Consider the following 26,726-nt stretch of genomic DNA (forward strand, 5'->3'; position numbering starts at 1 on the left):
TCGAAAATGGCAAGGTCAAGGCAGACAAGTCAGCGAAAATCGACGGCGCCGACCATGCTTCACGTGGCCGAAGCGGCGCGCGTGTCGGTCGCCACGGTTTCGGCGCTGATCAACGGCACGGCGACCGTCAGCCCGGAGCTCAGCCAGCGCATCGAGCAGGCGATCCGCGATATCGGCTACAAGCGCAATGCGATCGCCCGCAGCCTGAAAATGGGCACCACGCGCACCATTGGATTGACTGTCCCGCACATCACCAATCCGTTCTTCACCGATGTCGTGTCAGTCATCCAGCAGGCCTTCGACCGCGCCGGCTATGCGGTCATGCTGTGCTGCACGGACGAGGACCTCAACACCCAGGACGACCAGATCAGGCTGCTGCTCGACCGCATGGTCGACGGGCTGATCGTGGCGCGCGTCGGCGATGGGACGATCCTCAAGCGCATCGTCGACGACGCCAACGTGCCGGTCGTCCTGCTTGACCGCATCTGCGACGGTGTCGACACGGATGCCGTGGTGCTCGACAACCAGCGCGCCGTGTTCGACGCCATCACCTACCTGATACATCTCGGGCACCGGCGCATCGGCTACATCACCGGAACGTCGGATATCTCACCGATGCATGATCGCATGGCCGGATATCGCGAAGCGCTTCAGGCAGCCGGCCTGCCGGTCGCCGAGGAGCTGGTACGTTCCGGCAATTTTCACGAGATCGACGGCTATAACGCGGCCATGCAGCTGTTGTCGCTGCACGACAGGCCGAGCGCGATCTTCTCCGCCAACAATCCGATGGTGATCGGCACCATGAAGGCAATCCGCGATATCGGCCTGTCCTGCCCGGAAGATGTTTCAATCGCCTGTTTCGACGATTTTCCGTGGTCGGACGTGTTTGTCCCGCAACTGACCACGGTGGCACAGCCGGTGCAGGCGATCGGCGAACAGGCGGCCAATTTGCTGCTCGACCGCCTTGCCGGAAATCGCGACGCGCCGCCGCGCAAGCTGGTGCTCAAGGGCCGGCTGATGATCCGCAATTCATGCCGACCGCTGGGAGCGGTGGCGCAGAGTGTGAGTGCGTAGAGCGGTTCAGTGGTTGAATCGCTATCGGCAAGCGCCGAGCTGGAAATCTCACGCCGCTTGCGACAGCGATTTGTGGGCGTCGGCCAGGATTTCGAAGGACCTCACCCGAGCCGCATGATCGAATATCTGCGCGGTGACCATCAATTCGTCGGCGCCGGTGCGGCGAACGAAGGCGTCGATGCCTTGCCGCACCGTTTCCGGCGAGCCGACGACGGCGCAGGACAGCGCCTGGCCGAGCATGGACTTGGCCATCGGATCGAGGTCGCGGTCATAATTCTCGACCGGTGGCGGCAATTTTCCGGGGCGGCCGGTGCGCAGATTGACGAAAGCCTGCTGCAGCGAGGTGAACAGCAGCCGCGCCTCAGTGTCGGTCGGCGCGGCAAAGACGTTGAGGCCGAGCATGACATAGGGCTTGTCGAGCTGTTCCGACGGCTGGAAGCGCGAGCGGTAGATTTCCAGCGCCTGGTCTAGCTCGGCCGGCGCGAAATGCGAAGCGAAGGCGTAGGGCAGGCCGAGCATGGCGGCAAGCTGCGCGCCATACAGGCTGGAGCCGAGGATCCAGACCGGCACGGTCTGGCCTTCGCCCGGCACGGCCCGCAGCCGCTGGCCCTCTTCCGCCGGCAGGAAATAGCCCATCAGCTCGACGACGTCCTGCGGAAAATTGTCGGCACCGGCCTCGAGATTGCGGCGCAAGGCGCGCGCCGTGTTCATGTCCGTGCCGGGCGCCCTGCCGAGGCCGAGATCGATGCGGCCGGGGAACAAGGCGGCCAGCGTGCCGAACTGCTCGGCGATGACCAGCGGCGAGTGATTGGGCAACATGATGCCGCCGGCGCCGACGCGAATGGTCTTGGTGCCGCCCGCGACATGGGCAATGACGACCGAGGTGGCGGCACTTGCGATGCCCGGCATGTTATGATGCTCGGCCAGCCAATAGCGCTTGTAGCCCAGCCGCTCGGCATGGCGGGCAAGATCGAGCGAATTGGCCAGCGACTGCGAGGCATCGCTGCCTTCGACGATCGGCGACAGGTCGAGGACGGAAAGGGCTGCCATGTCAGGTCTCCACGAGATTTATCTCAAGCACCCTGCCTCGAAGGCCGTGCGGTCGGGAATGAGGATGCCAAGCCGCCCCCGAGCGCATCGTCAAATCCGCTGGCCGCGGCCATGCGTTTCTGCTCGGCGGGGCTGCCGCGATGATGGACAGGAAATGCAATCCCGGATCTGTCGACGCCAAATGTTGGCGACGCGCCCAGCCGCGCATCGCGCAAGCCGGCATGGCCGATGCGAGCGAAACAGTCGTCGAGGTCGAAGGAAGCATCGCTCATGGGAAGGGCACCGGCCATTGGACCGGCCGGATATAGGCATTCGAGCCAGGCGCCGCAAACCAGACGCGCGGCTTTATGCCGGAGCCTTACCTTCCTCGGTGGCCTCATCTTCCACCGCCGAGAGATGTTGTGCCGCCAGGAAGTTGCCGACATGGCTCAGACCATCGAAGTGATCGCAGAACACCTTGATGAGGACCAGCAGCGGCACCGCCATCAGCGCGCCGACAAAGCCCCATAGCCATGACCAGAAGGCAATGGCGATGAAGATCGCCACGGCGTTGATCTCGAGCCGCCGGCCGACAACCATCGGCGTTACGAATTGGCCTTCGACGATGTCGCACAAAAGCAGGAAGGCAGGCGCCAACAACGCATAGGAGATCGTGTCGAAGCTGATCAGCGCGATGATCGTGACCACGATGAGCGTGATCATGGCGCCGACATAGGGCAGGAAATTAAGCAGAGCGGCCGTGGCGCCCCAGACGAGCGGGTTGGGCATGCCGAGTGCCCACAGACCAAGGCCAATGATCGTGCCGAGGCCGATATTGATGATGGTGACGGTGAGCAGATAGTGCGAGATTTCCCGTTCCACGTCGTAAACGACCCGCAGCGCCCGCTTCTTCTCGGTGAGGCTGGCGAAGGACTGGATGATCTTTTCATAGAACATCGTGCCTGAAGCGAGCAGGAACAGCGACAGCACGAAGATGATGGTCAGGCTTGTTCCCGCCGAAAGAATGTTCGAGGCCGCCGACGACAGGAAGCCAGACTGGGCTACCGCGACTTTCTGTATGCCCGGCTCCTGCGACGTCTCGGTGAGGCCTTCGATCTGATGTGTAACCTCCATGATCCTCTCGAGCGGAGGTCGCAAATGCGCCAGCCGCTCGGTCAGCCGCTGGCCGATCGACGAAGTGTTGTTGATGAGATCGATCACCGGGCCGCTCAGCAGGTAGCCGGCGCTGGCGAAGAGGCAGAGGGACAGAAGCACCAGAAGCGTCGCCGAAATCACCTCGGGTATGCCGCGCTTGCGCAGAAGCCTGACGATCGGCGTCAGCGTCAATGCCAGCAGAAAGGCCAGTATGACCGGCATGAAGAAGGCACGGGCGAAATAGAGCGCGTAGATGGCCATGAAGATGAAGATGCCGACGAGCAGCGAGCGTATCAGATGCGTGTCGGCGCGGGCGGCGATGCGCGCCTCTTCTGCTTCGGAAACGCCCGCGACCGAAGCGGTGGGGTCAGCTTTCATCACGGTCCCTCGGCGGCGCACCGCAATTGGCGCAACCGCTGAGAAAACGCCCCTGCCGGTCCAAGGTTCCGTGAGCCGGCGTTGACGGCGAGCCCACGAGGCCCGCCGTCGCGGTTATTGTTCCGGCGCAATTTTTCGCGGAAGTGCAACACTACGCGGCAGGCGCCGGGGCCGGGACGGCGTCAGCCGTTTCCTTGCGCACGATCGGCGCCACCCTGGTGCCGTAGAGTTCAATCGCCTTCATGACCTTGGCATGCGGCATGATGCCGATCGCCATCTGCAGCAGGAAGCGGTCGTTGCCGAAGATCTTGTGCTGGGCGACGATCTTCTCGGCCACCTGCTCGGGATTGCCGACGAACAAGGCGCCGCCCGGGCCGCGTGACTGGTCGAAATGCGCCCGCGAGGTCGGACCCCAGCCGCGCTCGCGGCCGATGCGGTTCATCACCTCGGCCTGTGGGCCATAGAAATCGTCGGCCGCCTTCTCGGTCGTGTCGGCGATGAAGCCGTGGACGTTGATGCTGGTGGCAAGACCCTTCGGATCGGCGCCCGCGCGCCTGGCGGCCTCGCGATAGAGGTCAAACAGCGGCGCGAACCGCGCCGGCTCGCCGCCGATGATGGCGAGCGCCAGCGGCAGGCCGAGCGCGCCCGCGCGGGCGGCGGACTGCGGCGTGCCGCCGATGGCGATCCAGATCGGCAGTTTTTCCTGCAAGGGGCGTGGGTAGACGCCGCGATCGTTGATCGGCGCGCGCAGATTGCCGGACCAGGTGATCTTCACCTGATCGCGGATGGCGAGCAGCAGGTCGAGCTTTTCGGCGAACAGCTCGTCATAATCCTCAAGATTGTAGCCGAACAGCGGAAAGGATTCGATGAACGAGCCGCGCCCGGCCATGATCTCGGCCCGGCCGCCGGAAAGAAGGTCGAGCGTGGCGAATTGCTGGAAGACGCGGACCGGATCGTCCGAAGACAGGACAGTGACGGCGCTGGTCAGTTTTATGCGTTTGGTTTGCTCGGCCGCCGCGGCCAGAGCCACGACAGGCGCGGACGCGGCATAGTCCGGCCGGTGATGCTCGCCAAGGCCGAAAACGTCAAGGCCGACCTGATCGGCCAGTTCGATCTCCTCGATCAGGTTGCGCAGCCGCTCGTGCGGGCCGATTGCGCCGGGGCCCGGCTGCGGGCTGACGTCGGCGAAAGTGTAGAGACCGAGTTCCATCTGGTGTCATCCTGGCGTTTGATTTTCGCGCTAGAGGTAGCGATCAGCCCGTATCACCACCAGAGGGTCTGACTGCGAACAGTGCGTGTCCGTTTCGGCCGCGAAGGCGTCTCCCGGCTGCAACAGCACGGAATTTCATGGCTGGCATACCGTTTTGGCGCTTGAACTCCCGGTTTTCGCGCGTATGTAAGCGTCGCGAATTGACTTCAGGGAAGTGGACTTGGCTATCTACAGGGAAAAAGACATTTTCGAGCGGCGCAACGCCGCGAACGAGGCAAAGAAGGCGCTTCTGGAGCGCTTCAAGTCGAAGCCGGCGGCGGACGATCCCGCGGTGCTGGCGCGACAGGCCGAACGCAAGGCTATCCTTGCGACGCGTGAGATACGCGAGGCCGAGAAGGCGAGGCTGAAGCAGGAAAGGCTGGCACGCGAGGCAATCGAGAAGGCCGAGCGCGAGGCCGCAGCCGAAGCCGCACGGGTCGCGGCCGAAGAGGCGGCGCAGGCGGAAGCCAGGATTCGGGAAGCCGAAGAGGCCGAGCGTATCGCGCGTCTGCTGGCCGACGAGGCCGAGCGCAAGGCGAAGCGCGACGCGCGCTATGCGGCGCGCAAGGCGCGCACCGGCAGGACACCGCCAGGCTTTACCGGCCGCTAGCCTCAGACCGCCGGAGCAACCTGCTTCGAGGATCAGGGTCGCTGCGAAGCGGCCCTGCATGCGTTTGTCCGCGCGCCAATTCGTGCGATTGCCGACGCCGTTCGTGATGCGACTTTCGCAAAATTGCTCTGTTTGCTTCGACGCAATTTCGGATGGAAAACCGCTTCGCTTCCTGGATTGCTTTATGCCGCGAATTTCAGCCCCATAATGCCGCAGACGATGAGCGCGATGCAGGCGAGCCTGATGACGGTCGCCGGCTCGCCGAGCAGCCAGATACCGAGCAGCGCCGTGCCGACCGTGCCGATGCCGGTCCACACCGCATAGGCGGTGCCGACGGGCAGCGCTTTCAGCGCCAGTCCAAGCAGCGAGAGACTGACGATCATCGAGGCGACCGTGAGCACGGTCGGGACGAGGCGGGTGAATCCGTCGGTGTATTTGAGGCCGATTGCCCAGCCGATCTCGAACAGGCCGGCGAAAAACAGAAAAATCCATGACATGGGGAACGCTCCATCCAAGCATCGCACCAATGTCCGTTCAGGACGATGCAATGCGCGATCGACCGAGCACCGCGACAGCCGATGCCCTATCAGACAGTGGGCGGGTCGTCCCGACCGGATTTCAGGAGATGTGGGGTCGTCCCCGCACCAGATATAGGGTGTCTTAACGCCCGATCAACAAACTGCCGGCGGTGTTCCGAACGCCGCCGGCGAACTCCATCCGAGGCACGCGACTATTTTTCCTTGAGCCTCGTTGCCTTGACCGGCGGCGCCTTGAGCGTGGGAGCAGCGGCCGGCTTCTTGGCGTCCTTCTTTGGCTTGCGGGCCTCCTTGCCTGCCTTCATCGCACCTTTTGCCATGATTCGTTCCTCCAGTTGCGGGAAGTGAAGTGAAACAAGAGAAATGCCTCTAGGCAAGGGCCGTTCGCGGTCACGGCCGCGAAAACCGGCAACCTGTTTCGGCGGCCTTATGAATCCGAACCGGCGCGCAGCGACTTGAACGGACGGGGTGTTGGTGCGTCGCGATGGCCGCGGAATTTCGGCGGGCCCGCAGCATGATCTCAAGGAAATCGGCTCCCATTTTTCCTGCAATTGCTCTAGACTTTGCGTGTCGGACAGGACGACAGGGAAGCAATGGCGGGGCATGGCGGCTCTCGAACGGTCATCTACGCGGCGCTCGCCGGCAATCTCGCGATCGCGCTGACCAAATTCGTCGCAGCCTTCTTCACCGGCAGTTCGGCGATGTTTTCGGAAGGCGTGCATTCGCTGGTCGATACCGGCAATGGTAGCCTGCTGCTTTATGGCATGCATCGCGCCGCACGCCCGGCCACCCGCGCGCATCCGCTCGGCCATGGCCGCGAGCTCTACTTCTGGAGCTTCATCGTGGCGCTTCTCGTTTTCGCGCTCGGCGCCGGCGTATCGTTCTACGAAGGCGTGACGCACATCATTGCGCCCGAACCGGCCGCCAATGTCAGGGTCAATTACATCGTGCTCGGCCTGTCGTTTCTGTTCGAGGGCAGCTCATGGCTGGTGGCGCTGAGGGAATTCCGCCGGCAGAAGGGCCAGCAGGGCTGGCTGCAGGCCGTGCAATCGAGCAAGGATCCAAGCGTCTACACAGTGCTGTTCGAGGACAGTGCCGCGCTTCTCGGCCTGATCGTCGCCTTTGCCGGCATATTGGCGGCGGAGATTTTCGAGATGCCGGAACTGGACGGCGCCGCCTCGATCGGCATTGCGCTGATCCTGGGTGCGACCGCGGCCTTCCTGGCGCGCGAGAGCAAGGGGCTGCTCATCGGCGAGCCTGCTTCGCCCGCGGTGCAGAAAGAAGTGCTGGCGATCGCGCAGCAGGATCCGGCGGTGCAGCGGGCGAACGGCGTCCTGACGGTCCACCTGGGGCCGGAAGAAATCGTTGCCGGCCTGAGCATCGAATTCGAGGACCATCTGTCCGCGCCGGAAATCGAAGCCTGCGTCGAGCGCCTCGAAGCGCGGCTAAGGAAGGAAATGCCCGAGATCACCCGGCTGTTCGTCAAGCCGCAGACGACAGGCACCTGGGAACAGCGGCGCAAGCTGATCGAATCGGCATCCGAGTAGAGTTTTGAGCAGGTCTCGAAACCACATTCCACTCCTCGGGATTATGTCTTGGACCAGCGTCGCGTCGTTGCCTTGCGACGCTGCGCCGCTAAAATCAGCCGATCGAGTTTTGGAGGACTGATTATGAAGATCGACGGCGGCTGTCATTGTGGTGCCATCACCTATGAGGCGGAGGTCGAACCGGAAAAGACCTCGATCTGCCATTGTACCGATTGCCAACAGTTGACCGGTACGGCCTTTCGCGTCACCGTTCCGGCGCCTGAAGATCACTACCGGATCACAAAGGGTACACCGAAGGTCTACATCAAGACCGTGGCAAGCGGCGCCAAGCGCGTCCAGGCCTTTTGCGCCGACTGCGGTTCGCACCTTTACGCCACGTCGGTCGGAGATGGCCCAAAGGTCTACGGCATTCGAGTGGGAACCGCGCGGCAACGCCAGGATTTGATTCCGACACTGCAAAAATGGCACCGCTCGGCGCTTCACTGGCTACCTGAATTTCACGGCATGACCACAGTGGAGGAGCAGTAGCGCCGTCCGGTGCGGCGCCTCATTCGTCGCCTTCGACGACCCTCAGCCTGAGCTGGCCGGTCTTTGAATCGGCAACGCGTGGGGAATCGACAACGCGCGGGCCGGGTTCCGGCTTCGCAGGGGCTGGTGACGCCATGTCAGGGTCGGCATCGCCTCCGGGCTGCGCCCCAAACTCCAGAGCTTCGATCTTCTGGCCGCGTTTGGTCACCTTCGACGTCGAGACGAGGATGTCGTCTATATCCTTGGCCGACTGGGCAAAATGGCCCTGCAATTTGCGCACCCGCTCGTCGACGCGCGAAACATCCTCCATCAGCCGGATCACCTCGCCCTGGATCAGGTGTGCCTGCTCGCGCATACGGGCATCCTTCAGGATCGCCTGGATGACCTGGATCGACAGCATCAGGAGCGACGGCGAGACGATGACGACGCGGGCGCGGTGCGCCTTCTGCACCACCGCCTCGAAATTTTCGTGGATCTCGGCAAACACCGATTCCGACGGCACGAACATGAAGGCGGTATCCTGCGTCTCGCCCTGGATCAGATATTTATCCGCGATATCGCGGACATGCACCTCGATGTCGCGGCGGAAGGCCTGCGACGCGACCTTCTGCTGTTCGGCGCCTTCGGCGGCGCGGATGGCGTTCCAGGCTTCCAGCGGAAACTTGGCGTCGACGGCAAGCGCCGGCGCGCCGTTGGGCATCTTCACCAGGCAATCGGGACGGCTGCCGTTGGACAAGGTCGCCTGGAACTCGTAGGCGCCGTGCGGCAGACCGTCGGCGACGATCGCTTCCATGCGCGACTGGCCGAAGGCGCCGCGCGTCTGCTTGTTGGAGAGGATCGCCTGCAATTGCACGACCTGGCCGGCGAGCGACTGGATGTTGCCTTGCGCGGTGTCGATGACGGCCAGCCGCTCCTGCAATTTGGCCAGGCTCTCATGAGTGGATTTGGTTTGCTCGGTCATGGTCTGGCCGAGGCGGCCGGTCATGGCATCGAGGCGCTGGCCGATCGATTGCGTCAGTTCCGCCTGCCGCGCGCCGAAGACTTCCGCGATGGCGCCCATGCGGCCCTGCATCTCGGCTTGGCTTTGCAATATGCCGGCCATCCGCGCCTCGGCGTCGCGGGCATGGTCGGCGGCTTCGGCAGCGGCCACGGCGCGCGCCTTGGCCGAGCGCCACAGCGCGACGACAAGCGCCACGAACAGGCCAAGAAACACAAATGCCCCGAACGCCAGCGCATGGCCGAGCGTGATCGTGGTCGCGCCAAGCCGGGCGACAGGTTCCGAAAGGATGGATGTCAGGTCGTTCATGCACCCAGCATAGACGATTCGGCCGGCCAGCACAGATCAAAACGTGAACGATCCCCCGGCGTACCGGTTGACGCCCTTTATTCAAGGTCTTAGGTGAGACGCCATGCCGATCAAGCCGCTCATCATTCTTCCCGACCCCATCCTGCGCCAGGTTTCCAAGCCGGTGGAGCGCGTCGACGCGCCCTTGCGCAAACTGGCCGACGACATGCTGGCGACCATGTATGACGCGCCCGGCATCGGGCTGGCCGCGATCCAGATCGGCGAGCCGCTGCGCATGCTGGTGATCGACCTCGCCAAGGAGGACGAGACGCCGGCGCCGCATGTCTTCATCAATCCCGAAATCCTGGAAAGCGCCGACCAGCGCTCCGTCTACGAGGAAGGTTGCCTGTCGATTCCCGACTATTATGCCGAGGTCGAACGCCCGGCTTCCGTGCGGGTCAAGTATCTCGACCGCGATGGCAAGCTGCAGGAAATGGAGGCCGAGGGGCTGATGGCAACCTGCCTGCAGCATGAGATCGACCATCTCAACGGCGTGCTGTTCATCGACCACATTTCGAAGCTGAAGCGCGACATGGTGGTGAAGAAGTTCAAGAAGCTGGCCAAGGACAAGGCTCCGGGCAAGCTGGTGGGATAGGGGACAATGCCCCTTCGCGTCATTTTCATGGGGACGCCGGAGTTTTCGGTGCCGACATTGCGCGCGATTGCCGATGCCGGACATGAGGTCGCGGCCGTCTACACGCAGCCGCCGCGAGCCGCCGGCCGGCGCGGCCTTGAGCTGACGCCGTCGCCGGTACAGCGCGAGGCGGAACGGCTGGGCATCGAGACGCGCACGCCGACGTCGCTCAAGGGCGAGGCCGAACAGGCAGCTTTTCGCGCGCTGCAAGCCGATATCGGCGTGATCGTGGCTTATGGCCTGCTGCTGCCCAGGGCGGTTCTTGAGGCGCCGCGACTGGGCTGCATCAACGGCCATGCCTCGCTGTTGCCGCGGTGGCGCGGTGCGGCGCCCATCCAACGGGCGATCATGGCGGGCGACAGCGAAACCGGCATGATGGTCATGCGCATGGAAGAAGGCCTCGACACCGGCCCGGTGGGGCTGGTTGAAAAATGCGTCATCGAACCCGATATGACCGCCGGCGATCTGCATGATCGATTGATGAGCGTCAGCGCCTCACTGATCGTGGAAGCGCTGGCGCGGCTGGAAAGGAATAGCCTGGCGTTCACCGCCCAAGCGGTTGAGGGGGTGACCTATGCCAAAAAGATCGATAAATCCGATACGCACGTGGATTGGACGCGACCCGCGGCCGAAGTTCACAATAATATTCGCGGCCTGTCGCCGTTCCCCGGCGCCTGGTGCGAGGTTGAAATTGGTGGCCGGGTGGAACGGCTGAAACTGCTTCGCTCGACGCTTGCGCAAGGTGTGGGCGAGCCGGGAGGAATTCTCGACGACCGCCTGACGGTCGCCTGCGGAGCGGGCGCGATCCGGCTGGTCGAAGTTCAACGGGCTGGCGGAAGGCCCGCCGCCGCGCAAGAATTCCTGCGCGGGACCAAGATCGAAAAAGGAATGAAACTGTCATGAGCATGATGTCGATACGCGCGGCGACGCCGCGGGATCGCGAGGCCATCCGCCTCGTCGAGGAACACGCTTTCGGCCAGCAGGCGGAGGCCGGACTGGTTGACGCGCTGGTTTCCGGCGGCGACGCCGTTGTCGAACTGGTCGCGGAAGAAGACGGGCAAGCGGTTGGCCACATCCTGTTTTCGCGTCTTTTCGTCCGCACCGGCGGCAAGGATTTCCCGGCGGTGGCACTGGCGCCGCTCGCGGTGGAGCCGTCCTTTCACGGCACCGGCATTGGCGGCGCGCTGATCCGCGAGGCTCACATCCGCCTGCGCGACGCCGGCGAGATGCTGGCCGTGGTGCTGGGCGATCCCACCTACTACAGCCGTTTCGGCTACAGCCACGCGCGCGCCGAAGGATTCGAGAGCGAATACCAGGGCGAGGCGCTGCAGGCGCTGGCCTGGGGCGACGCTCCCGAAACCGGCCGGCTGGTCTACGCCTCGGCCTTCACCGCACTCGCCGCCTAGGCGAGTGCGTATAGCCGCCCGACATGCCGCGTTTTCGCCTCGACATCGAATATGACGGCAGCCTGTTTGCCGGCTGGCAGCACCAGGCGGACCAGCCTTCGGTGCAGCAGGCGATCGAGCAGGCGATCGAAAAATTCTGCGGCCAACAGGTCCGCTTGCGCGCTGCCGGCCGTACCGATGCGGGCGTGCATGCGACGGCCCAGGTGGCGCATGTCGACCTGGCCAAGGCCTGGCCGGACGACAAGGTGCGCGATGCCGTCAACGCGCATCTGCAGGGCGCGGGCAATCGCATCGCGATCTTGAAAGCAACGACCGTCGTCGACGGCTTCGATGCCCGCTTCTCGGCTATCGGCCGTCACTACCTCTACCGCATCCTCAACCGGCGCGCGCCCTCGGCGCTGGAAAAGGGCAAGGTATGGTGGGTGCCGAAGCAGCTTGACGCCGCTGCCATGCACGAAGCAGCCAAAGTGCTGCTCGGGCGGCATGATTTCACCACCTTCCGTTCCACGCAATGCCAGGCCGAGAGCCCGGTGCGCACGCTCGACCGTCTTGACGTCAGCCGTTCGGGCGACATGATCGAAGTCAGAGCCTCGGCGCGTTCCTTCCTGCACAACCAGGTGCGCTCGATGGTCGGCTCGCTCAAGCGCGTCGGCGAAGGCGCATGGACGGCCGGCGATCTCAAGGCGGCGCTCGAGGCGCACGACCGCGCCGCCTGCGGCCAGGTGGCGCCGCCCGACGGGCTTTTTCTGATCGGCGTCGATTATCCCGGATAGAGTCCCGAAAGGCTCTGAGCTCCGGTGTCCGGAACCGTGATGCCAAGCAGCGCCTGCAGCCCGAACAGCACGATCAGCGAAGCGATGAACATGCCAACGAAGACAGCGGTCCCGATTGCGGCCCCCCTGCCGATGGTCGCGTTGGTCATGCGCCAGGTCAGCACCATCGACAGCGCGAACAACAGCAGCGACACAAGGCTGGAGATCTGGCTCGCCGAGGTCAGGAAAAGCCTGATCAGCGCGGACGGCAGCATCAGCCAGGCGGTGATGGCCGAAGCCCAGTTCGAGGCCACGACATAGTGCACGAAGCGGCCGCCGATGCCGGCGCGCGGCGCGACCAGAGCGAGTGCGACCAGAGGCAGCACCCAGGAACCGATATCGACTGTCGCCAGCCGCAACAGCATGCTGAAGCGGCCCGCGAAGGCATCGGGATCGCCGATCTCGTTGGCGATGCCGACCCAGCCGACGATCAATGCCGGCGCCGCGACGACGATGGCGAAAAAGGAATTCCAGAAACCATCGGCAGACAGGTCGAGCAGACGCAGGCCATCGGCCCTGCCGAGCATCAGTCGCCAGGCGCCGGTCAGCGAAACTTGGGTCTCGTCCGCCGAAAGCATGCTGCTCAGTCCTGTCCGAACCAGTCTTCGATGAAGCGCTGATAGATTTGCGTCAGCGTCTCGAGATCGGCAAGGGCGACGCGCTCGTCGACCATGTGCATGGTCTTGCCGACCAGGCCGAATTCGACCACCGGGCAATAGTCCTTGATGAAGCGCGCATCCGACGTGCCGCCGGAGGTGGACAGCGCCGGCGCTCTGCCGACTACCGTCTTGACCGAGCCGCTCAATGTCTCGATCAGCCTGTCGTCGCGGGTCAGGAAGACATGGCTCGGTCTGTCGCGCCAGACGAGTTCGTAGTCGACCGACATCTCCTTGCCGGGCCGGTATTTCTTGCGGCCTGCCGCCTGGTCGAGACGGTTGTGAATTTCGGCCTGTATGGTCTCGGCGGTCCAGTTGTCATTGAAGCGGATGTTGAAGGTGGCGGTCGCCTTGGCTGGAATGACGTTGGTGGCCGGGTTGCCTACGTCGATGGATGTCACCTCCAGATTGGTCGGCTGGAAATCCTTCGTGCCCTCATCGAAGACGGGATGCAGCAAAGCATCGACCAGGCTCATCAGCCCGCGTACCGGATTGTCGGCAAGCAAGGGATAAGCGACATGGCCCTGGCGGCCATTGACGATGACGTCGCCCGACAGCGAGCCGCGCCGGCCGATTTTTATCATGTCGCCGAGCGCAGCCGGGTTGGTCGGCTCGCCGACGATCGATGCATCCCATTTCTCGCCCCTGGAAGCCGCCCATTCGAGCAGCTTCGTGGTACCGTTGATGGCCGGGCCTTCCTCGTCGCCGGTGATCAGCAGCGAGACCGAGCCCTTCGGGCCGCCATTCGTCTCGACATGGCGCGCTATCGCGGCGATGAAACAGGCGATGCCGCCCTTCATGTCGACCGCACCCCGGCCATACATCTCGCCATTGGCGATCTCGGCGCCGAAGGGCGGATGCGTCCAGGCGGCTTCGTCGCCGACCGGCACCACGTCGGTGTGTCCGGCGAACATCAGATGCGGGCCATTGCCGGAGCGCCTGGCATAAAGGTTCTCGATATCGGGCGTGCCCTCTTCCGAAAACACCGGGCGATCGACGAGGAAGCCGAGCGGTTCCAGCATCGTCTGCAATGCTGTCAGCGCACCGCCTTCGGCCGGCGTCACGGAGGCGCAACGGATGAGGGCGGCGAGGTTTGCGGCGGGATCGGTCGGCAGCGTCATGGCAAAAGCGATAGTCGAAAGCTGAAGGCCTGTCACGGCCAGACGTAGGGGCCAGTCCTATGACCGGCGATACCGCCGACATTATGGTTTTCATGTCGTATAGTCGTGGGCCCGGTGCGGAGCGACAGGATGGCAAACGGGGGCAAGAGAATCGTCATTGCCGGCGCCGGCAGCATCGGCTGCTATGCCGGCGGCTGTCTGGCGCTCGCCGGGCGCAAGGTCATCTTGCTGGCCCGGCCGCGCGTCGAGGCGGCTCTGCGGCAAGGCGGATTGCGGATCAGCGACCTTGAGGGCCGCGATCGAGGCCTCGAGCCGCAAGCGCTTGCCGTCACCACCGAACCAGCCGCTGCCTTGCCGCAGGCGGACGTGATCCTGGTCACCGTCAAGAGCGGCGCGACGCGGGAGATGGCTGCGCTCATCGCCGCCCACGCCCCGCCGGGCGCCGTGGTGGTGAGCCTGCAGAACGGCATCGACAATGCCGACAGGCTGCGCGCCGGTGTCGACGGGCGAACAGTGCTGGCGGGCATGGTGCCGTTCAACGTCGTGCAATCGGCCGACGGCGAATTGCCGCTTCGTGTCCACCGCGCCAGCGACGGCAAGGTCATGATCGAGGACAGCGATGCCGGTCTGATCAGCCTTCTCGGCGTCGAAGGGTTCCGGGTTGAAGCCCATGCCGACATGAAAGCCGTGCTGTGGGGCAAGCTTTTGATGAATTTGAACAATGCGCTGGTGGCGCTTTCGGGCCTGCCGCTGGCGAGCGAGCTTGCCGACCGGCGCTGGCGGCTGATCCTGGCAAGACAGATCGACGAGGCGCTCCAGGCCATGAAGGCGTCGGGCATCGAGCCGGCGCGGATCGCCGGCTTGCGGCCGGCGCTGTTGCCGATAGTGCTCCGCCTCCCCGATTGGCTGTTCAGGCTGCTGGCGAGGCGGATGCTGGCCATCGACCCGGAGGCGCGTTCCTCCATGTGGGACGATCTGCAGCGCGACCGGCCGACGGAGATCGGCGATTTGCAAGGCGCCGTTCTTCGCCTGGCGCAAGAAGCGGGCACGCCGGCGCCGACGGTCCGACGGATCATCGCCCTGGTGCGTGAGGCGGAAGCGGCCGGCTGCGGATCGCCCGGTTTCAGCGCGGATCAGGTCGCCGCGCCTGAAGCGCGTCGCGTCTGAATGAATTCAGGCGACGCGCTTCGGGCCTTCATTTTCATGCATACCGTCAGTAGCGCATCGCGACGATGGGCGCTCAGGGTTCGGCCGGTGCATTGGTGCGCTTGCCATAGCGGTTGGGTCCGGACTGGCCCGGAAACAGGCAAAGCACGACGAAGGCGACGATCGAAACGACCGGCACGAACAGGATCAACGCCGCGATGCCGGGCTTGTCGAGGTCGTGCAGCCGCTTCACCGCCAGTGCGATGTTCGACCACAGCGAGGCGATGAAGGCGATGAAGAAGACGAACGACCACATGTTGCTCTCGGGCGAGCCTTCCGGCACCAGCGTGAAACGATAGAGCGGGAAGGCCTGGATGATGGCCACGAGCAGCCCGCCAAGAAAATAGGCCGCGCGGCTGACGCGGCCCGATGTCTTGAAGAAAAGCCAAGTAAGGTTGGATCTGTCAGGCAAGCGGGTCCCGTCCATATTGATTGACACCCCGGGTGCCTTCGAGAACGCCGAGACCGATCAGCGTCCACCAGCCCGACTTGTCGCGGTCGTGCCAGCGTTTTGCATAGAGAGCAATCGCGAAATAGATCGATGCCAGCGCGACGAGCATGCCTATCCCGCCGCCGCCTGCGGTCGTGAAGCGCGTGCCGAGGATCGCATCGAGAATGAAGGCAACAATGCCGATGACGATGAATATACCGATGCCGGCCCAGAACTTGGCGTGATCGATGCGGCCGTCGAAGCTCGTCAGCAGATACTTCCAGTCCATGTCACCCCTCCATGTTGAACCGGCGCGACCGATCGTCGCGCCGGCGGAAGGTGCGCCCGCTTTCCAAAAAGATCAATCGCGCAGCAATTCGTTGATCGACGTTTTAGACCGGGTCCTGGCATCGACCCGCTTGACGATGACCGCGCAATAGAGACTTGGACCCGGCTCATTGTTAGGAAACGGCTTGCCAGGCAGCGAACCGGCTACGACGACGGAATTCGGCGGCACTTCGCCGTAGAAAATCTCGCCGGTGGCGCGGTCGACGATCTTGGTCGATTGGCCAATGAAGACGCCCATGCCGAGCACAGAGCCCTCGCGCACGATGCAGCCTTCGACCACTTCCGAGCGCGCGCCGATGAAGCAATTGTCCTCGATGATGGTGGGACCGGCCTGCATCGGCTCCAGCACGCCGCCGATGCCGACGCCGCCCGACAGGTGCACATTCTTGCCGATCTGGGCGCAGGAGCCCACCGAAGCCCAGGTATCGACCATGGTGCCCGAATCGACATAGGCGCCGACATTGACGAAGGACGGCATCAGCACGGCGCCCGGCGCGACATAGGCCGAGCGGCGCACGATCGACGACGGCACGGCGCGGAAACCGGCCTTCTCGAAATCGACGGCGCTCCAGCCGTCGAACTTCGACGGCACCTTGTCCCACCACACGGCCTGGCCGGGACCGCCCTTGATGATCTCCATCGGGTTCAGCCGGAAGGACAAAAGGACGGCTTTCTTCAGCCATTGGTTGACATGCCACTGGCCATCGGCCTGGCGCTCGGCAACGCGGGCGGTGCCGCGGTCGAGCAGATCGAGCGCCGACTGGATGGCGTCGCGTGTCTCGCCTCTGGTCGCCGTCGAAATCGCGTCACGTTCCTCGAAGGCCTTGTCGATGGTCTTTTCGAGGCTCGCCAGATCCGGCTTCGACATGAATTCGCTCCATTACCAGGCTGTTAAGGGGCTGAGCCTTAACCTGTTTTGAAAATCGCGCGGACCCTATGTGAAGGCAGAGTAGGGGTCAATCGCGACTGCGCCATGGGACGGCGCAAGTGAATGAAATGGACGGACCTGACATCATGACACCCATGGAAAAGGCGGGCTGGACGCCGCTGCCGCATTCGGACGAGGATCTGGAGCGGGCCAGGAGCGTGCCGGACACGCCGCAGACGCGCGCCGAGACCTACCGCCTGGCGTGGAACGATCCCGACTTCATGACGCGGCGCGAACTGCGCGCGGTCAGGCTGCAGCTCGAACTCCTGAAGCCGGAGATGATCCTGGCCGAGCGCGGTATCCGCTCGACCGTGGTCCTGTTCGGGGGCGCGCGGCTGCCGGAACCCGGCGGCGAGGCCTGGGCGGCCAAAAACGAGACGCAGAAGAAGAACCTCGAGGAAAACAGCAAATATTACGAGGAAGCGCGCAAATTCGCCCGCCTCTGCTCGCAGCAATCGGCCAGTTCATACTACCGCGAATATGTCGTGGTGACCGGCGGCGGGCCCGGCGTGATGGAAGCGGGCAATCGCGGCGCCGACGATGTCGGCGCGCCCTCTATCGGCCTTAACATCGTTCTGCCGCACGAGCAGGCGCCCAATGTCTATGTGACGCCGGAACTCTGTTTCAACTTCCACTATTTCGCCATCCGCAAGATGCATTTCGTCATGCGCGCGAAGGCCGTCGCGGTGTTTCCCGGCGGCTTCGGCACGATGGACGAATTCTTCGAGACGCTGACGCTGATCCAGACCGGGCGCATGGAGCGCGTGCCGGTGATCCTGTTCGGCAAATCCTTCTGGAAACGGGCGATCGATCTCGACTTCCTCGCCGAGCAAGGCACGATCAGTCCCGGCGACCAGGACATCATCGATTTCGTCGACACCGCCGACGAGGCCTGGGGCATCGTCAGCCGGTTCTATAAGTTAGGGGAGTAAGGGAGTAGGGCAGTAAGGCAGTATATCTAGAATCAAGGGCTGAGAGCGCCCCTCATCTTCCTACTGCCCTACTGCCCTACTGCCCTACTGCCTTATCCCCACGACTATCTCCGTCAGAAACCCGGCCAAATCGTCGGTGACGAAGTCGACATCATCTTCCTGCGCCGGATCGCGCTCCCAGATTTCGGAGAATGTCGGCTCGAAATTGCGCGGCACCACCAGGACCGTCGTCATGCCCAGTGACTTCGGCACGGAGAGGTTGCGCGCGAGATCCTCGAACATCACCGCATTGTGGCCGGTGACGGCGTGAAGTTCGGCGAATTTCTCGTAGGTCTGGCGCGCCGGCTTGGGGTTGAGCCCGGCGGCGACGATATCGAAGATGTCGTCGAAATGATCAAGGATGCCAAGCTGGCGCGCAGTGCGCTCGGCATGCCTGCGGTCGCCGTTGGTGAAGATGAACTTGCGGCCGGGAAGCTGGCGAATGGCGGTGCCGAGGACGGGATCCGGCACCAGCCAGGAATAGTCGATGTCGTGGACCTTCTCGAGGAAATCGTCGGGGTCTATGCCATGGCGCGTCATCAGCCCGTTCAGTGTCGTGCCATATTCCCGATAAAGTTCCTTTTGCAGCTTGCGCGCGTCCTCGCGCGGCAGCGACAGCAGTTCCCCGACATAGGCGGTCATCTTGACGTCGATCTGCGAGAACAGATTCGAATGATGCGGATAGAGCGTGTTGTCCAGGTCGAACACCCAGTCGGTGACATGGGCGAAGCGAGCGGGGTCGGGGTGTGTAGCCATGCGCCCCTTATGGCACGAAACGGACGATCTTGAAGGGGCTTTATCCACAACTTCTACGCGCCGAAAGTGGCAGAACAGTCTCACCGTTCAAATTTTAGGCATCCTGGAAAGGTGGCCTTCAGGGCTTGCTGGCACAGAGGCGGTCCAGTGGGAGCCAGCGATGAGCAGTATAATTCTGAAGTCCGCCACCATTGCTTTCGTCTCCGTCGCGGTTTCGCTCCTTCTGACCCTGATCATCGTCCCCGCCATGGGATTCCCGGTCAACCGCATGATCTGGCTGACCTCGACATTGTGTCCGCTGGTCCTTGCATGGGCGGCCTGCGCAAGCACGTTCTGGCACAGCGACAGGCTGAAGTCGGCGCATCGCGACCTTGCCCGCACCCATGCCCAGCTTGCCGCAGCACATCGCCGGCTGGCGGAAAAGGCCAGCCGCGACGACATGACGGGCATGCTCAACCGGGAAAGCTTCTTTGCCGTGCTCAACGGCTCCCGGCACAAGCCCGATCGCGGCGCCTTGCTGATCATCGATGCCGACCATTTCAAGATGATCAATGACAGCTTCGGCCATCTGACCGGCGACGACGCGCTGCTCCTGATCGCCAGCGCCATCAAGCGCGGGGTGCGCGACGGCGACGTCCTCGGCCGCATCGGCGGCGAGGAGTTCGGCGCATTGCTGGTCGGAGCCACGGAACGGGAAGCCAAGCGCGTCGCCGAGCACATCCGCCGCGAGGTCGAGCTGATCCGCTTCCGGCCCGTGGACGAGCGGACCATTCCGCTGACCGTCAGCATCGGCGGAACCCTCTGCGACGAAAGCGCCAGCGTGTCGGAGCTGATGCGGGCCGCCGACCGGCGCCTCTACCAGGCCAAACATCGGGGACGCAACCTGGTGATCCTCGACACCGACATCTCCGAGGCGGCCTGAACGGGCTGATCCAGCATATCGGCTTGTTAAGGAGTCTCTAACCCTGTTTGCACTCGGCTGCGCATTGTTCCGGCTTGCAACCAGTTTTGGCACGCTTCTGGCTTCGACGATGAAGCATGTGCCGTTCAGGGAACATGCCTGGATGTTCAGAGAACATGCCTGGATAGAGACCCCGTCGAGAGACCTGTCATGAGTTTCCTTATCAAGAAGATATCGCGCCGAATGATCATGCAGACGCTGATCGCGGTGCCTGCCCTGTCGCTGTTCCGCAAATTGCCCGATGCGGGTTCTTCCGAAGCCGCCCCCGATGAGATCGTCGAGGTCAATGGCTGGATCCTGAAGCGGAGCGACCTGGCATGATCTTCGACAGTTATGAGGCGTTTGGCGCCGCGAATTTCACGCCCAGGGTCTGCGTTCTCGGCTCCGGCCCGGCCGGCACCACGATCGCCAGAAAGCTCGGCGCCGCCGGCATATCGGTCGTGGTGCTGGAGGCCGGCGGCAGGGAGTTCAGCGACACCTCGCAGGATTTCTACCGCGGCACCACGGTCGGCGATTTCTATTTCGATCTCGATATCACCCGGCTGCGGTTCATGGGCGGCAGCTCGAACCACTGGGCCGGCTGGTGCCGCGTGCTCGACAAACAGGATTTCGAGCCGAAGGCGTGGGTGCCGGACACGGGCTGGCCGATCCGGCGCAGTGACATCGAACCCTATCTGCGCGAAGTGCGCGAAATCCTGGAACTGCCGGATTTCCGGCCGGACGCGCCGATCTCGGACGACATCCGCTGGGTGCAGCTGATCAAGAGCGGTGCGGTGCGCTTCGCTGAAAAGTACGCCGACGAGCTCGACAAGAGCAGGAACATCGCTGTCGTGCTCAACACTTGTGCCACCGAGCTTGCCGGCGACGGCAGACGCGTGACCGGCGCCAGGCTGCGGTCGCAGGGGCAGGATGCCGGCTTCTTCAGCGCCGACTACTTCATCGTCTGTACCGGCGGGCTGGAGAATTCGCGGCTGCTTTTGTGGTCGAACCAGCGCTCCAATGGCGGCGTCGTGCCGAACGCGACGGCACTTGGCCGCTACTGGATGGAACACCCGACCTTCCAGGGCGGCAACGCCATCCTGGCCGACTATGGCGCATTCGAGGTCGATGCGGTGAACGAGGCCTTCTTCTCGCCGATGCCGGCCGCGATGGAGCGGCTGCGGATCATGAATTTCGGTATCAGGCTGATCGAGACGCCCTATCCCGGCGTCAAGGACCTGATCGCGGATCTCGCCTGTACGGCGCCCAACATGGCGGAGTGGCTATCGGGCAGGCTCAACCAGAACCTGCGCTGCGCGGCCCAACTCTATGTCGCCTGGGAGCAGGCGCCGCTGGCCTCGAACCAGGTCGAGCTGTCGAAGACCGTGGTCGACCACGCCGGCGTGCCGCGCATCGAGCTGCACTGGAAGAAATCGGACCTGGAACGCCGCACGCTGCTCGAAGGGCTGAGGCTTTTCGGGACGACGCTAGCCCAGAAGAATCTGGGCCGGGTGCGTATAGCCGACTGGATTTCGGACGGCGGCGACTACCCGACGGACGAAGAGACGGCCGGCCACCACCACATGGGAGGCACGCGCATGGGCACCGATGTCGCCACGAGCGTCGTGGATGCCAATTGCAAGGTGCACGGGATGGACAATCTCTATGTCGGCGGCTCCTCGGTGTTCTGCACCTCGGGCCAATGCAACCCGACGACGACGATCACGGCGTTGGCCTGCCGGCTCGGCGAGCATCTCGGCAAGGTGGTCGCCGCCTGATCGTTCCGCAGCCCCGCGAAATCACCTCATCCCGGCAAGGCCGCGTCACATGATGGCGCCGGAGCGGCTTAAAAGCCGTTTATGGCGATGCGCACCAGCACCACGGCGGCAGCCAGCGAGCGCTTCAGCGCTTGAGGGATCGCCGAGCTCCCAGCTCTTTGCCTCACGCTATTCTGGACGGAAAACCGTGAGCAGTTTTCCTGGTATTGCTCCTACGCCCGCCGCTCCGACCGGCCGAAACGCCGTTCGAGATAGGCCTGGCCGAACTCCAGCGTGATCGACAGGATCCAGTAGATCATCGAGGCGGTGATCAGCATCTCGATATGGCGGAACTCCGTCTGGCCCATGGTGCGGGCGAGATACATGATCTCCCAGACGCCGACGACCGACACGAGGGACGAGTCCTTCAGCATGGCGATGAACTGGTTGCCGGTCGGCGGGATGATGACGCGCATGGCCTGCGGCAGGATGACCAGCGCCATGGTCTGGCCGGGGCTCAGTCCAAGCGCAGTGGCGCCTTCGCTCTGTCCGCGCGGAATGCTTTCGATGCCGGCGCGGAAGATCTCGGTCATGTAGGCGCCATAACACAGCGACAACGCCAGAATGCCGGCCGGCACCGCGCCGATCACGTAACCGACCTGCGGCAGGCCGAGATAGATGATGTAGATCTGCATCAGCAAAGGAAGGCCGCGGAACAACGAGGTGTAGAAAGTGGCCAGCCCGTACACAATGCCGTTTCCGGTCAGTTTGGCGATGGCGCCGACAAGTGCGATGGCTGTCGCGATCAGGATCGAGATCGCCGAAATGTAGAGCGTGGTGGTGACGCCCTGGGTGATCAGGAAGCCGATCTTCCTGGCGATGAAGGCAAGCGACAGGTCGAAGGAATAGAAGAACAGCATCAGGAGCACGAACAGTTCGATCCAGACGCCGACGATCTGCTGCCGCCGGGGCAAAAGCAGCAGCAGCTTGCAATTCACCAGCACAATGAGCGCGATCAGCACTGCGGAAACGGCGCGCGACAGGGCAGGGTTGGCCTGCAGCCAGCCGGATGCAACTGGAATCACCGAGCCGATCCAGCTTGACTTGATGCCCATCGCGTAAAGGCCGGCGGCCAACAGCGCCAGCACGAGCGCCCCCACTGCGCGGCGGGTGATCCCCGGATAGAAGAGCATCAGCCTGCCGATCATGCCGTCACCTTGTCTTTCGTGGCGGCATGACGTTCTCGCCACCAGTCCTGCGCCTGCAATTTCCAGTAGGTGAGCTGCGCGGCCGCCAAGCCGGCGGCGCCGCCGGCCCAGCTCAATCCGAATGGCGCGAACTGCCGGTACCGGTCCGAAACGCCCAGAATGCCTTCCGCAACGACTTTTCCGGCGATGGCCGTGGTGTTGAGACCATGGCCGCCGAAAGCCGTGCAATACCAGACGCCCGGCTGCAATTCGCCGATCTGGGGCATCAGGTGACGGGCATAGGACATCAATCCGGACCAGGCCAGTTCGGTCTTGAGGTCCGCAAGCTGCGGATAGGTACCGACCATCTCGCGGCGCAATTCGCGCGCTAGCGCGTAGGCAGAAGCGGCGCGCGTGGTGATGCGCCCGCCCCACAAAAGGCGATTGCCGCCATCGACCAGCCGATAATAGTCGCCGGCCCGCCGGTTGTCGCCGACCGCGTCCGTGGTCGCAACGGCTTGCGCGATCAGGCGCGGCGCCGGCTCGGAAACCATCACATAGGTCGCGATGGGCAGGAAGGCGCGGTGGAGCTGGGTGAATACCGGGCCGGTGTAGCCGCCGGTAGCCAGCACGACGCGAGTTGCCCGAAGCGTGCCCTCTCGCGTGCGCAGCATCTTTTGCGGCCCCGACAGATCACATTGCACGACTTCGGAGCTCTCATGGATGCTGCCGCCAAGCCGCTCGATCTCATCGGCCACGGAACGCAGATAATTAAGCGGATGGATGTGAAAGGCTTTCGGGTCGCGCAGGCCCTGATAGTAGCGAGCCGATTTAAGCACCGAACGGACGTCTTCTCTGCGCAGATATTGAAGCTCGTATCCGTGGTCGCGCGCCGTCTGGTCGGCATAGGCCTTGAGCGCGTCGCCATCGTCGTAGCGCAGGACGCTGACCAGCCCCTCGCGCGGCATGGCGGCCGATATGTCGAGAGCCTCGATGGTATGACGCACGAATTCGACGCCCTCGATCGACAGCCGGTGCAGTTGCCGCGCGGCCTCCTTGCCGACGCGCGCGGCAATGGTGTCGCCGCCGGTGGCGAAGCCAGGCGTGACGAAGCCGCCATTGCGGCCGGAGGCGCCGAAACCGACGACCTGGGCCTCCAGCACGGCGACGCGCAGCCCGGAACGCGACAGCTGCAGCGCCGTGGTCAGGCCGGCCAGTCCCCCGCCGACGACGGCCACGTCACAGTGCGCCTCGCCGCGGAGCGGGGGCCTGATCTTCCGGTCGGTCATGGTGCGGGCGTAATAGGTGTCCGGATAGGCCATCGGCGACTTTCAACTGCATCCCGCTCAGAGTCAGGAAAAGCGCGTAGCGCTTTTCCCTGGGGAATTGCGCAAGAACAAAGGTGTAGAGAGGGGTGGCGATTGTTTCAAACGCTGAACCGCTCCAGCATCTGACGCGTGTTGCCCGCCGGCAGCCGAGCGGCAGCCGGCGAGCAATCCAACGTCATTTGGCGCTGTAGTCCTTGCCGTACCATTTCGTGGTCAGCGCGGCGAGCGTGCCGTCCTTCTTCAGTTCGGCGATGATGCCCGAAACCTTTGCGGTCCACTCGGGATCGTTCTTCTCGGCGATGACCACGAGCGGTTCCCGGAAGGCATATTCCCCCTCGAGGATCTTCACGGGATAGCCGTTCTTGATGGCGTTCTGCGCCGTCTGCTCCGGCGCGATCACGGCATTCAGGCGAACACCGTCGCCAAGCCGCAGATCGTCGAAGGGAAGCATGGAATCGGCGAAGGTGCGGATCTCGCCGGGCTCCAGCTTGTATTCGACGGGAGGCAGGCCGGGCGCGTCGATCTCAAGCTTGCGGCGGATGAAATCCTCCGAGGTGGTGGCCGTCTCGACGCCGATCACCTTGCCGTTGAGATCGGCGACCGACTTCGCGGTGCTGTCCTTGTGCACGACGTAGACATAGGGGCTGTAGTAATAGATGCCGACAAAATCGATCACCTTGGAACGAGCCTTGGTCGGTGTGACCGAGCCGACGCCGAGGTCGTAGCGCCCTTGCCAGCGACCGCCGGTCAGCGTCGCCCAGTCAGGCGTCTCGAACGAGACCTCGACCCCCAGCCGTTTGCCGATCTCGCGCGAGACGTCGATGTCGAAGCCGGCGAGCTCGTTGCTGTCATTGAGAAAGCTTTGCGGCGGCCAGGCGGCGTTGGTGGCGACGACCATCGCCTTCTTCGACGTGACGCGATCCAAAGTTTCTCCGGCCATGGCCGCCGTCGTGATCGCGAATGTCGCGGCGGCAAGAATGGCGAAACCGAGCAGTTTTTTCAAGGTTATCCTCCCTTATGGATGCAGCTGAAATGACGGTGCCTGCGTCGGGCACCAGTGGTTGTTGCGATCGGCCTCGTCCGCGACCTCTCCGCCGCGTGCCGTGGCGTTCGGCTTGCGGATGCAAGTTCAACGCGGCTCGGTGTCGATTTGCGTCCATCGCAGCCGAAGCTGTTCCCCCTCGTGGACTGGCGTTTGTGACAGTTGACAGTCAGGTCGCGAAAAGCAGGGTTCCACCCGGCGAAATGCCGGATAATGGCAGCCATGCAGTCATTACGTGCCGCGAGGCGGCAAAATGCCGGATATTTACGCCTTGCGCAGCCTGCACCGGCGGTTCCTGAGGATTGTCGCGGCGGTGGTTCAGCCGATAGGATCGCGCCGAGCGATTTGACGGTTCCAGGGCGGATCGAAGGAGAGGATTGATTGTGGAATTGACCGAAAAAGATCGCCAGTTGCTCGCGCTGATGCAGAAGAACGCGCGTGAGCCGGTCGCATCACTGGCGCGACAGCTCGGCGTATCCCGGACTGCCTTGCAGGAGCGCATACAAAAGCTCGAGGCGGGCGGCGTCATCGAAGGCTACGCGGTGCGGCTGACCAAGGAGGCGGCTCAGAATTCCGTCCACTGTTTCACCTTCGCCGCCCTGAACAACAAGAGCTACCCGGACGTCTCCAGGAAGATCAAGGCGATGCCTTCGATCCAGGCGGTCTATGCCATAACCGGCGAGTGGGACCTGATCATCCATGTCGCGGCCGAGACGCTCGAGAAGCTGAACCGGGAAGTGAATGCGCTGAATGAAATCAGCGGCATCGTCAAAACCGCATCGCATGTGGTGATGGAGACGAAGTTCAATCGCAACATCTATGCCGCACTGTAGGAAGGGCGAGGTTTCGCTCGCCCCTGCCCATCCAAATCCGGCTACACAGTCGCCGGGTCGAGTGCGGGCTCGCCCATGCGGCGAGCGACGATCGCCGCGAAATCGGCGGTCTGGAATGTGTCGCGCAGCGCGTCGAAGGACGGCAGCACGAAATAGACGCGCTGGAACTTGTCGATTTCGTAGCCCGTGCGCATCACCGTTTCCAGGTCGAAAGGCGCATGGTGCGCATCCTTGCTTTCGACCGCGAACTGCAACTCCGTGAAGGATGACATCAGGCCGGCGCCGAAGGCCTTCAGCGGCTGACCACTCTCCTGCATGAGGCCGTATTCGGCCGTGTACCAGTAGAGCCGGCTGATCATTTCGTCGCCGCCCAGCGCGATGATGTCGCCGGCCTTCTGGCCATACATCTGCATGAAGTCGGCGAAGACCGGCTGCGACAGCACAGGCACATGTCCGAAGAAATCATGGAACATGTCGGGTTCGACGATGTAGTCGAGCTCCTGCTGCGTCCGCAGCCAGTTGGTGACGGGGAAACGGCGGCTGGCGAGATGGTCGAAGAAGGGCGCGGCCGGGATGAGCCCTGGCACGGCGACGATCTCCCAGCCAGTCAGCTTACGCAACTTGGCACTGACTTCGTCGAAGTCCGGGATGCGGTCGAGCAGGCCGAGCTTGTCGACGCCGTCGAGATAGGAATGGTGGGCGAGCTTGCGCGTCAGTTTCGTCTGGCGGTCGCACAGTGTGCGCCAGACCGCCTGTTCCTCGGCGCTGTAGTCATAGCCTTGCGCCACGGTGAAATCGGCACGGCAGACCGAGTAGTCGCCGCGCAACCCTTGAGCCGCGCAGTCGCGGGCATATTCGGCAACGCTCATTGTCGTCATGGTTTTCTCCTCGCCAATCTTGAATTCCGGATGTGCCCGAAG

Annotated in this window: 31 protein-coding genes; 14 read left to right on the plus strand and 17 right to left on the minus strand. The window is 63.5% G+C overall.

Translation table 11 applies throughout. The features are described from left to right. The first annotated feature begins 54 nt into the window (after positions 1–54). Complete coding sequence (locus tag FJ953_RS24290; RefSeq protein ID WP_140491411.1) at positions 55–1,074, plus strand: LacI family DNA-binding transcriptional regulator; 1,020 nt, start codon at positions 55–57, stop codon at positions 1,072–1,074. A 48-nt stretch (positions 1,075–1,122) separates the two neighbouring features. Here FJ953_RS24290 and FJ953_RS24295 read toward each other — a convergent pair whose 3' ends face one another. The 4 genes from FJ953_RS24295 to FJ953_RS24310 form a co-directional block, all read right to left on the minus strand. Next, entirely contained in the window at positions 1,123–2,124 is a 1,002-nt protein-coding gene (locus FJ953_RS24295; RefSeq protein WP_140582836.1) for an LLM class flavin-dependent oxidoreductase, read from the minus strand. Positions 2,125–2,147: 23 nt separating this feature from the next. Continuing rightward, positions 2,148–2,396 (minus strand): hypothetical protein, encoded by a 249-nt coding sequence (locus FJ953_RS24300; RefSeq protein WP_140582833.1) that lies wholly within the window; start codon positions 2,394–2,396, stop codon positions 2,148–2,150. Between the two features lie 73 nt (positions 2,397–2,469). Next, entirely contained in the window at positions 2,470–3,636 is a 1,167-nt protein-coding gene (locus tag FJ953_RS24305) for an AI-2E family transporter (RefSeq protein ID WP_140625206.1), read from the minus strand. A gap of 151 nt (positions 3,637–3,787) precedes the next feature. After that, a complete protein-coding gene (locus tag FJ953_RS24310; protein ID WP_140491419.1) occupies positions 3,788–4,846 on the minus strand; it encodes an LLM class flavin-dependent oxidoreductase in 1,059 nt (352 codons plus the stop codon). 220 nt (positions 4,847–5,066) lie between these two features. Here FJ953_RS24310 and FJ953_RS24315 point away from each other — a divergent pair, with 220 nt between their 5' ends. Beyond that, on the plus strand, positions 5,067–5,495 hold the full coding sequence (locus tag FJ953_RS24315; protein WP_140625207.1) for a DUF6481 family protein: 429 nt from the start codon (positions 5,067–5,069) through the stop codon (positions 5,493–5,495). Positions 5,496–5,677: 182 nt separating this feature from the next. Here the strand turns inward: FJ953_RS24315 and sugE are convergent, their stop codons facing one another. Continuing rightward, positions 5,678–5,992, minus strand: coding sequence for a quaternary ammonium compound efflux SMR transporter SugE (gene sugE, locus FJ953_RS24320; RefSeq protein WP_140524218.1), 315 nt, complete (start codon positions 5,990–5,992; stop codon positions 5,678–5,680). 233 nt (positions 5,993–6,225) lie between these two features. Beyond that, complete coding sequence (locus FJ953_RS31140) at positions 6,226–6,351, minus strand: hypothetical protein (protein WP_140491427.1); 126 nt, start codon at positions 6,349–6,351, stop codon at positions 6,226–6,228. A 273-nt stretch (positions 6,352–6,624) separates the two neighbouring features. Here FJ953_RS31140 and FJ953_RS24330 point away from each other — a divergent pair, with 273 nt between their 5' ends. Together FJ953_RS24330 and FJ953_RS24335 are read left to right on the plus strand one after the other, a co-directional pair. Beyond that, complete coding sequence (locus FJ953_RS24330) at positions 6,625–7,578, plus strand: cation diffusion facilitator family transporter (protein WP_140524219.1); 954 nt, start codon at positions 6,625–6,627, stop codon at positions 7,576–7,578. Between the two features lie 123 nt (positions 7,579–7,701). Beyond that, positions 7,702–8,106, plus strand: a complete 405-nt coding sequence (locus FJ953_RS24335) for a GFA family protein (protein ID WP_140491431.1) — start codon at positions 7,702–7,704, stop codon at positions 8,104–8,106. 19 nt (positions 8,107–8,125) lie between these two features. On the opposite strand, the gene FJ953_RS24340 is transcribed toward FJ953_RS24335, so the two are convergent. Beyond that, entirely contained in the window at positions 8,126–9,412 is a 1,287-nt protein-coding gene (locus tag FJ953_RS24340) for a DNA recombination protein RmuC (protein WP_140491433.1), read from the minus strand. A 103-nt stretch (positions 9,413–9,515) separates the two neighbouring features. Here FJ953_RS24340 and def point away from each other — a divergent pair, with 103 nt between their 5' ends. From def to truA, 4 genes are read left to right on the plus strand one after another with little or no spacing between them, the layout of a single operon-like run. Further along, a complete protein-coding gene (gene def, locus FJ953_RS24345; RefSeq protein WP_056573548.1) occupies positions 9,516–10,046 on the plus strand; it encodes a peptide deformylase in 531 nt (176 codons plus the stop codon). Between the two features lie 6 nt (positions 10,047–10,052). After that, entirely contained in the window at positions 10,053–10,988 is a 936-nt protein-coding gene (fmt, locus tag FJ953_RS24350; protein ID WP_140625208.1) for a methionyl-tRNA formyltransferase, read from the plus strand. After that, a complete protein-coding gene (locus tag FJ953_RS24355; protein ID WP_140625209.1) occupies positions 10,985–11,491 on the plus strand; it encodes an N-acetyltransferase in 507 nt (168 codons plus the stop codon). Before fmt ends, FJ953_RS24355 begins: the two co-directional genes overlap by 4 nt. A gap of 23 nt (positions 11,492–11,514) precedes the next feature. Next, positions 11,515–12,264 (plus strand): tRNA pseudouridine(38-40) synthase TruA, encoded by a 750-nt coding sequence (truA, locus tag FJ953_RS24360; RefSeq protein WP_140625210.1) that lies wholly within the window; start codon positions 11,515–11,517, stop codon positions 12,262–12,264. On the opposite strand, the gene FJ953_RS24365 is transcribed toward truA, so the two are convergent. Then, positions 12,252–12,881 (minus strand): transporter, encoded by a 630-nt coding sequence (locus FJ953_RS24365; RefSeq protein ID WP_140514320.1) that lies wholly within the window; start codon positions 12,879–12,881, stop codon positions 12,252–12,254. The two genes, truA and FJ953_RS24365, sit on opposite strands and share 13 nt — an antisense overlap. A gap of 5 nt (positions 12,882–12,886) precedes the next feature. Beyond that, positions 12,887–14,080, minus strand: coding sequence for a succinyl-diaminopimelate desuccinylase (gene dapE / locus FJ953_RS24370; protein WP_140625211.1), 1,194 nt, complete (start codon positions 14,078–14,080; stop codon positions 12,887–12,889). 129 nt (positions 14,081–14,209) lie between these two features. Here dapE and FJ953_RS24375 point away from each other — a divergent pair, with 129 nt between their 5' ends. Continuing rightward, complete coding sequence (locus tag FJ953_RS24375; protein ID WP_140625212.1) at positions 14,210–15,247, plus strand: 2-dehydropantoate 2-reductase; 1,038 nt, start codon at positions 14,210–14,212, stop codon at positions 15,245–15,247. Positions 15,248–15,320: 73 nt separating this feature from the next. Here FJ953_RS24375 and FJ953_RS24380 read toward each other — a convergent pair whose 3' ends face one another. The 3 genes from FJ953_RS24380 to dapD all read right to left on the minus strand — a co-directional run bounded on the left by FJ953_RS24380 (position 15,321) and on the right by dapD (position 16,932). Continuing rightward, positions 15,321–15,698 carry a DUF805 domain-containing protein gene (locus FJ953_RS24380; RefSeq protein WP_246674885.1) on the minus strand — a complete coding sequence of 126 codons (378 nt, stop codon included), beginning with the start codon at positions 15,696–15,698 and terminating at the stop codon, positions 15,321–15,323. Next, a complete protein-coding gene (locus FJ953_RS24385) occupies positions 15,691–16,005 on the minus strand; it encodes a DUF805 domain-containing protein (RefSeq protein WP_140625214.1) in 315 nt (104 codons plus the stop codon). Before FJ953_RS24385 ends, FJ953_RS24380 begins: the two co-directional genes overlap by 8 nt. 72 nt (positions 16,006–16,077) lie before the next feature. After that, a complete protein-coding gene (gene dapD / locus FJ953_RS24390) occupies positions 16,078–16,932 on the minus strand; it encodes a 2,3,4,5-tetrahydropyridine-2,6-dicarboxylate N-succinyltransferase (RefSeq protein WP_140491451.1) in 855 nt (284 codons plus the stop codon). 146 nt (positions 16,933–17,078) lie between these two features. Here dapD and FJ953_RS24395 point away from each other — a divergent pair, with 146 nt between their 5' ends. Further along, positions 17,079–17,924: an LOG family protein gene (locus tag FJ953_RS24395; protein ID WP_140563657.1), complete on the plus strand. Its 846-nt coding sequence runs from the start codon at positions 17,079–17,081 to the stop codon at positions 17,922–17,924. Between the two features lie 84 nt (positions 17,925–18,008). On the opposite strand, the gene FJ953_RS24400 is transcribed toward FJ953_RS24395, so the two are convergent. Further along, entirely contained in the window at positions 18,009–18,719 is a 711-nt protein-coding gene (locus FJ953_RS24400; protein WP_140491455.1) for a pyrimidine 5'-nucleotidase, read from the minus strand. Between the two features lie 160 nt (positions 18,720–18,879). On the opposite strand from FJ953_RS24400, the gene FJ953_RS24405 reads away from it, so the two are divergent. The 3 genes from FJ953_RS24405 to FJ953_RS24410 all read left to right on the plus strand — a co-directional run bounded on the left by FJ953_RS24405 (position 18,880) and on the right by FJ953_RS24410 (position 21,437). After that, entirely contained in the window at positions 18,880–19,641 is a 762-nt protein-coding gene (locus FJ953_RS24405) for a GGDEF domain-containing protein (protein WP_140491457.1), read from the plus strand. Positions 19,642–19,830: 189 nt separating this feature from the next. Further along, positions 19,831–20,001 (plus strand): hypothetical protein, encoded by a 171-nt coding sequence (locus tag FJ953_RS30610; protein ID WP_181165184.1) that lies wholly within the window; start codon positions 19,831–19,833, stop codon positions 19,999–20,001. Then, on the plus strand, positions 19,998–21,437 hold the full coding sequence (locus FJ953_RS24410; RefSeq protein WP_140625215.1) for a GMC family oxidoreductase: 1,440 nt from the start codon (positions 19,998–20,000) through the stop codon (positions 21,435–21,437). Before FJ953_RS30610 ends, FJ953_RS24410 begins: the two co-directional genes overlap by 4 nt. 212 nt (positions 21,438–21,649) lie before the next feature. Here the strand turns inward: FJ953_RS24410 and FJ953_RS24415 are convergent, their stop codons facing one another. The 3 genes from FJ953_RS24415 to FJ953_RS24425 all read right to left on the minus strand — a co-directional run bounded on the left by FJ953_RS24415 (position 21,650) and on the right by FJ953_RS24425 (position 24,871). Then, a complete protein-coding gene (locus FJ953_RS24415) occupies positions 21,650–22,624 on the minus strand; it encodes an amino acid ABC transporter permease (protein WP_140625216.1) in 975 nt (324 codons plus the stop codon). Then, on the minus strand, positions 22,621–23,925 hold the full coding sequence (locus tag FJ953_RS24420) for an FAD-binding oxidoreductase (RefSeq protein ID WP_140625217.1): 1,305 nt from the start codon (positions 23,923–23,925) through the stop codon (positions 22,621–22,623). The genes FJ953_RS24415 and FJ953_RS24420 overlap by 4 nt, the downstream gene beginning before the upstream one ends. Before the next feature lie 181 nt (positions 23,926–24,106). Continuing rightward, positions 24,107–24,871 carry a transporter substrate-binding domain-containing protein gene (locus tag FJ953_RS24425; RefSeq protein WP_224519058.1) on the minus strand — a complete coding sequence of 255 codons (765 nt, stop codon included), beginning with the start codon at positions 24,869–24,871 and terminating at the stop codon, positions 24,107–24,109. Between the two features lie 485 nt (positions 24,872–25,356). On the opposite strand from FJ953_RS24425, the gene FJ953_RS24430 reads away from it, so the two are divergent. Next, positions 25,357–25,806, plus strand: a complete 450-nt coding sequence (locus FJ953_RS24430; RefSeq protein ID WP_246674887.1) for an Lrp/AsnC family transcriptional regulator — start codon at positions 25,357–25,359, stop codon at positions 25,804–25,806. A 41-nt stretch (positions 25,807–25,847) separates the two neighbouring features. Here FJ953_RS24430 and phhA read toward each other — a convergent pair whose 3' ends face one another. Then, positions 25,848–26,684 (minus strand): phenylalanine 4-monooxygenase, encoded by an 837-nt coding sequence (gene phhA, locus FJ953_RS24435; protein ID WP_140514307.1) that lies wholly within the window; start codon positions 26,682–26,684, stop codon positions 25,848–25,850. Positions 26,685–26,726: the final 42 nt, after the last annotated feature.

The sequence above is a fragment of the Mesorhizobium sp. B2-3-6 genome (assembly GCF_006442305.1).
GTDB lineage: Bacteria > Pseudomonadota > Alphaproteobacteria > Rhizobiales > Rhizobiaceae > Mesorhizobium.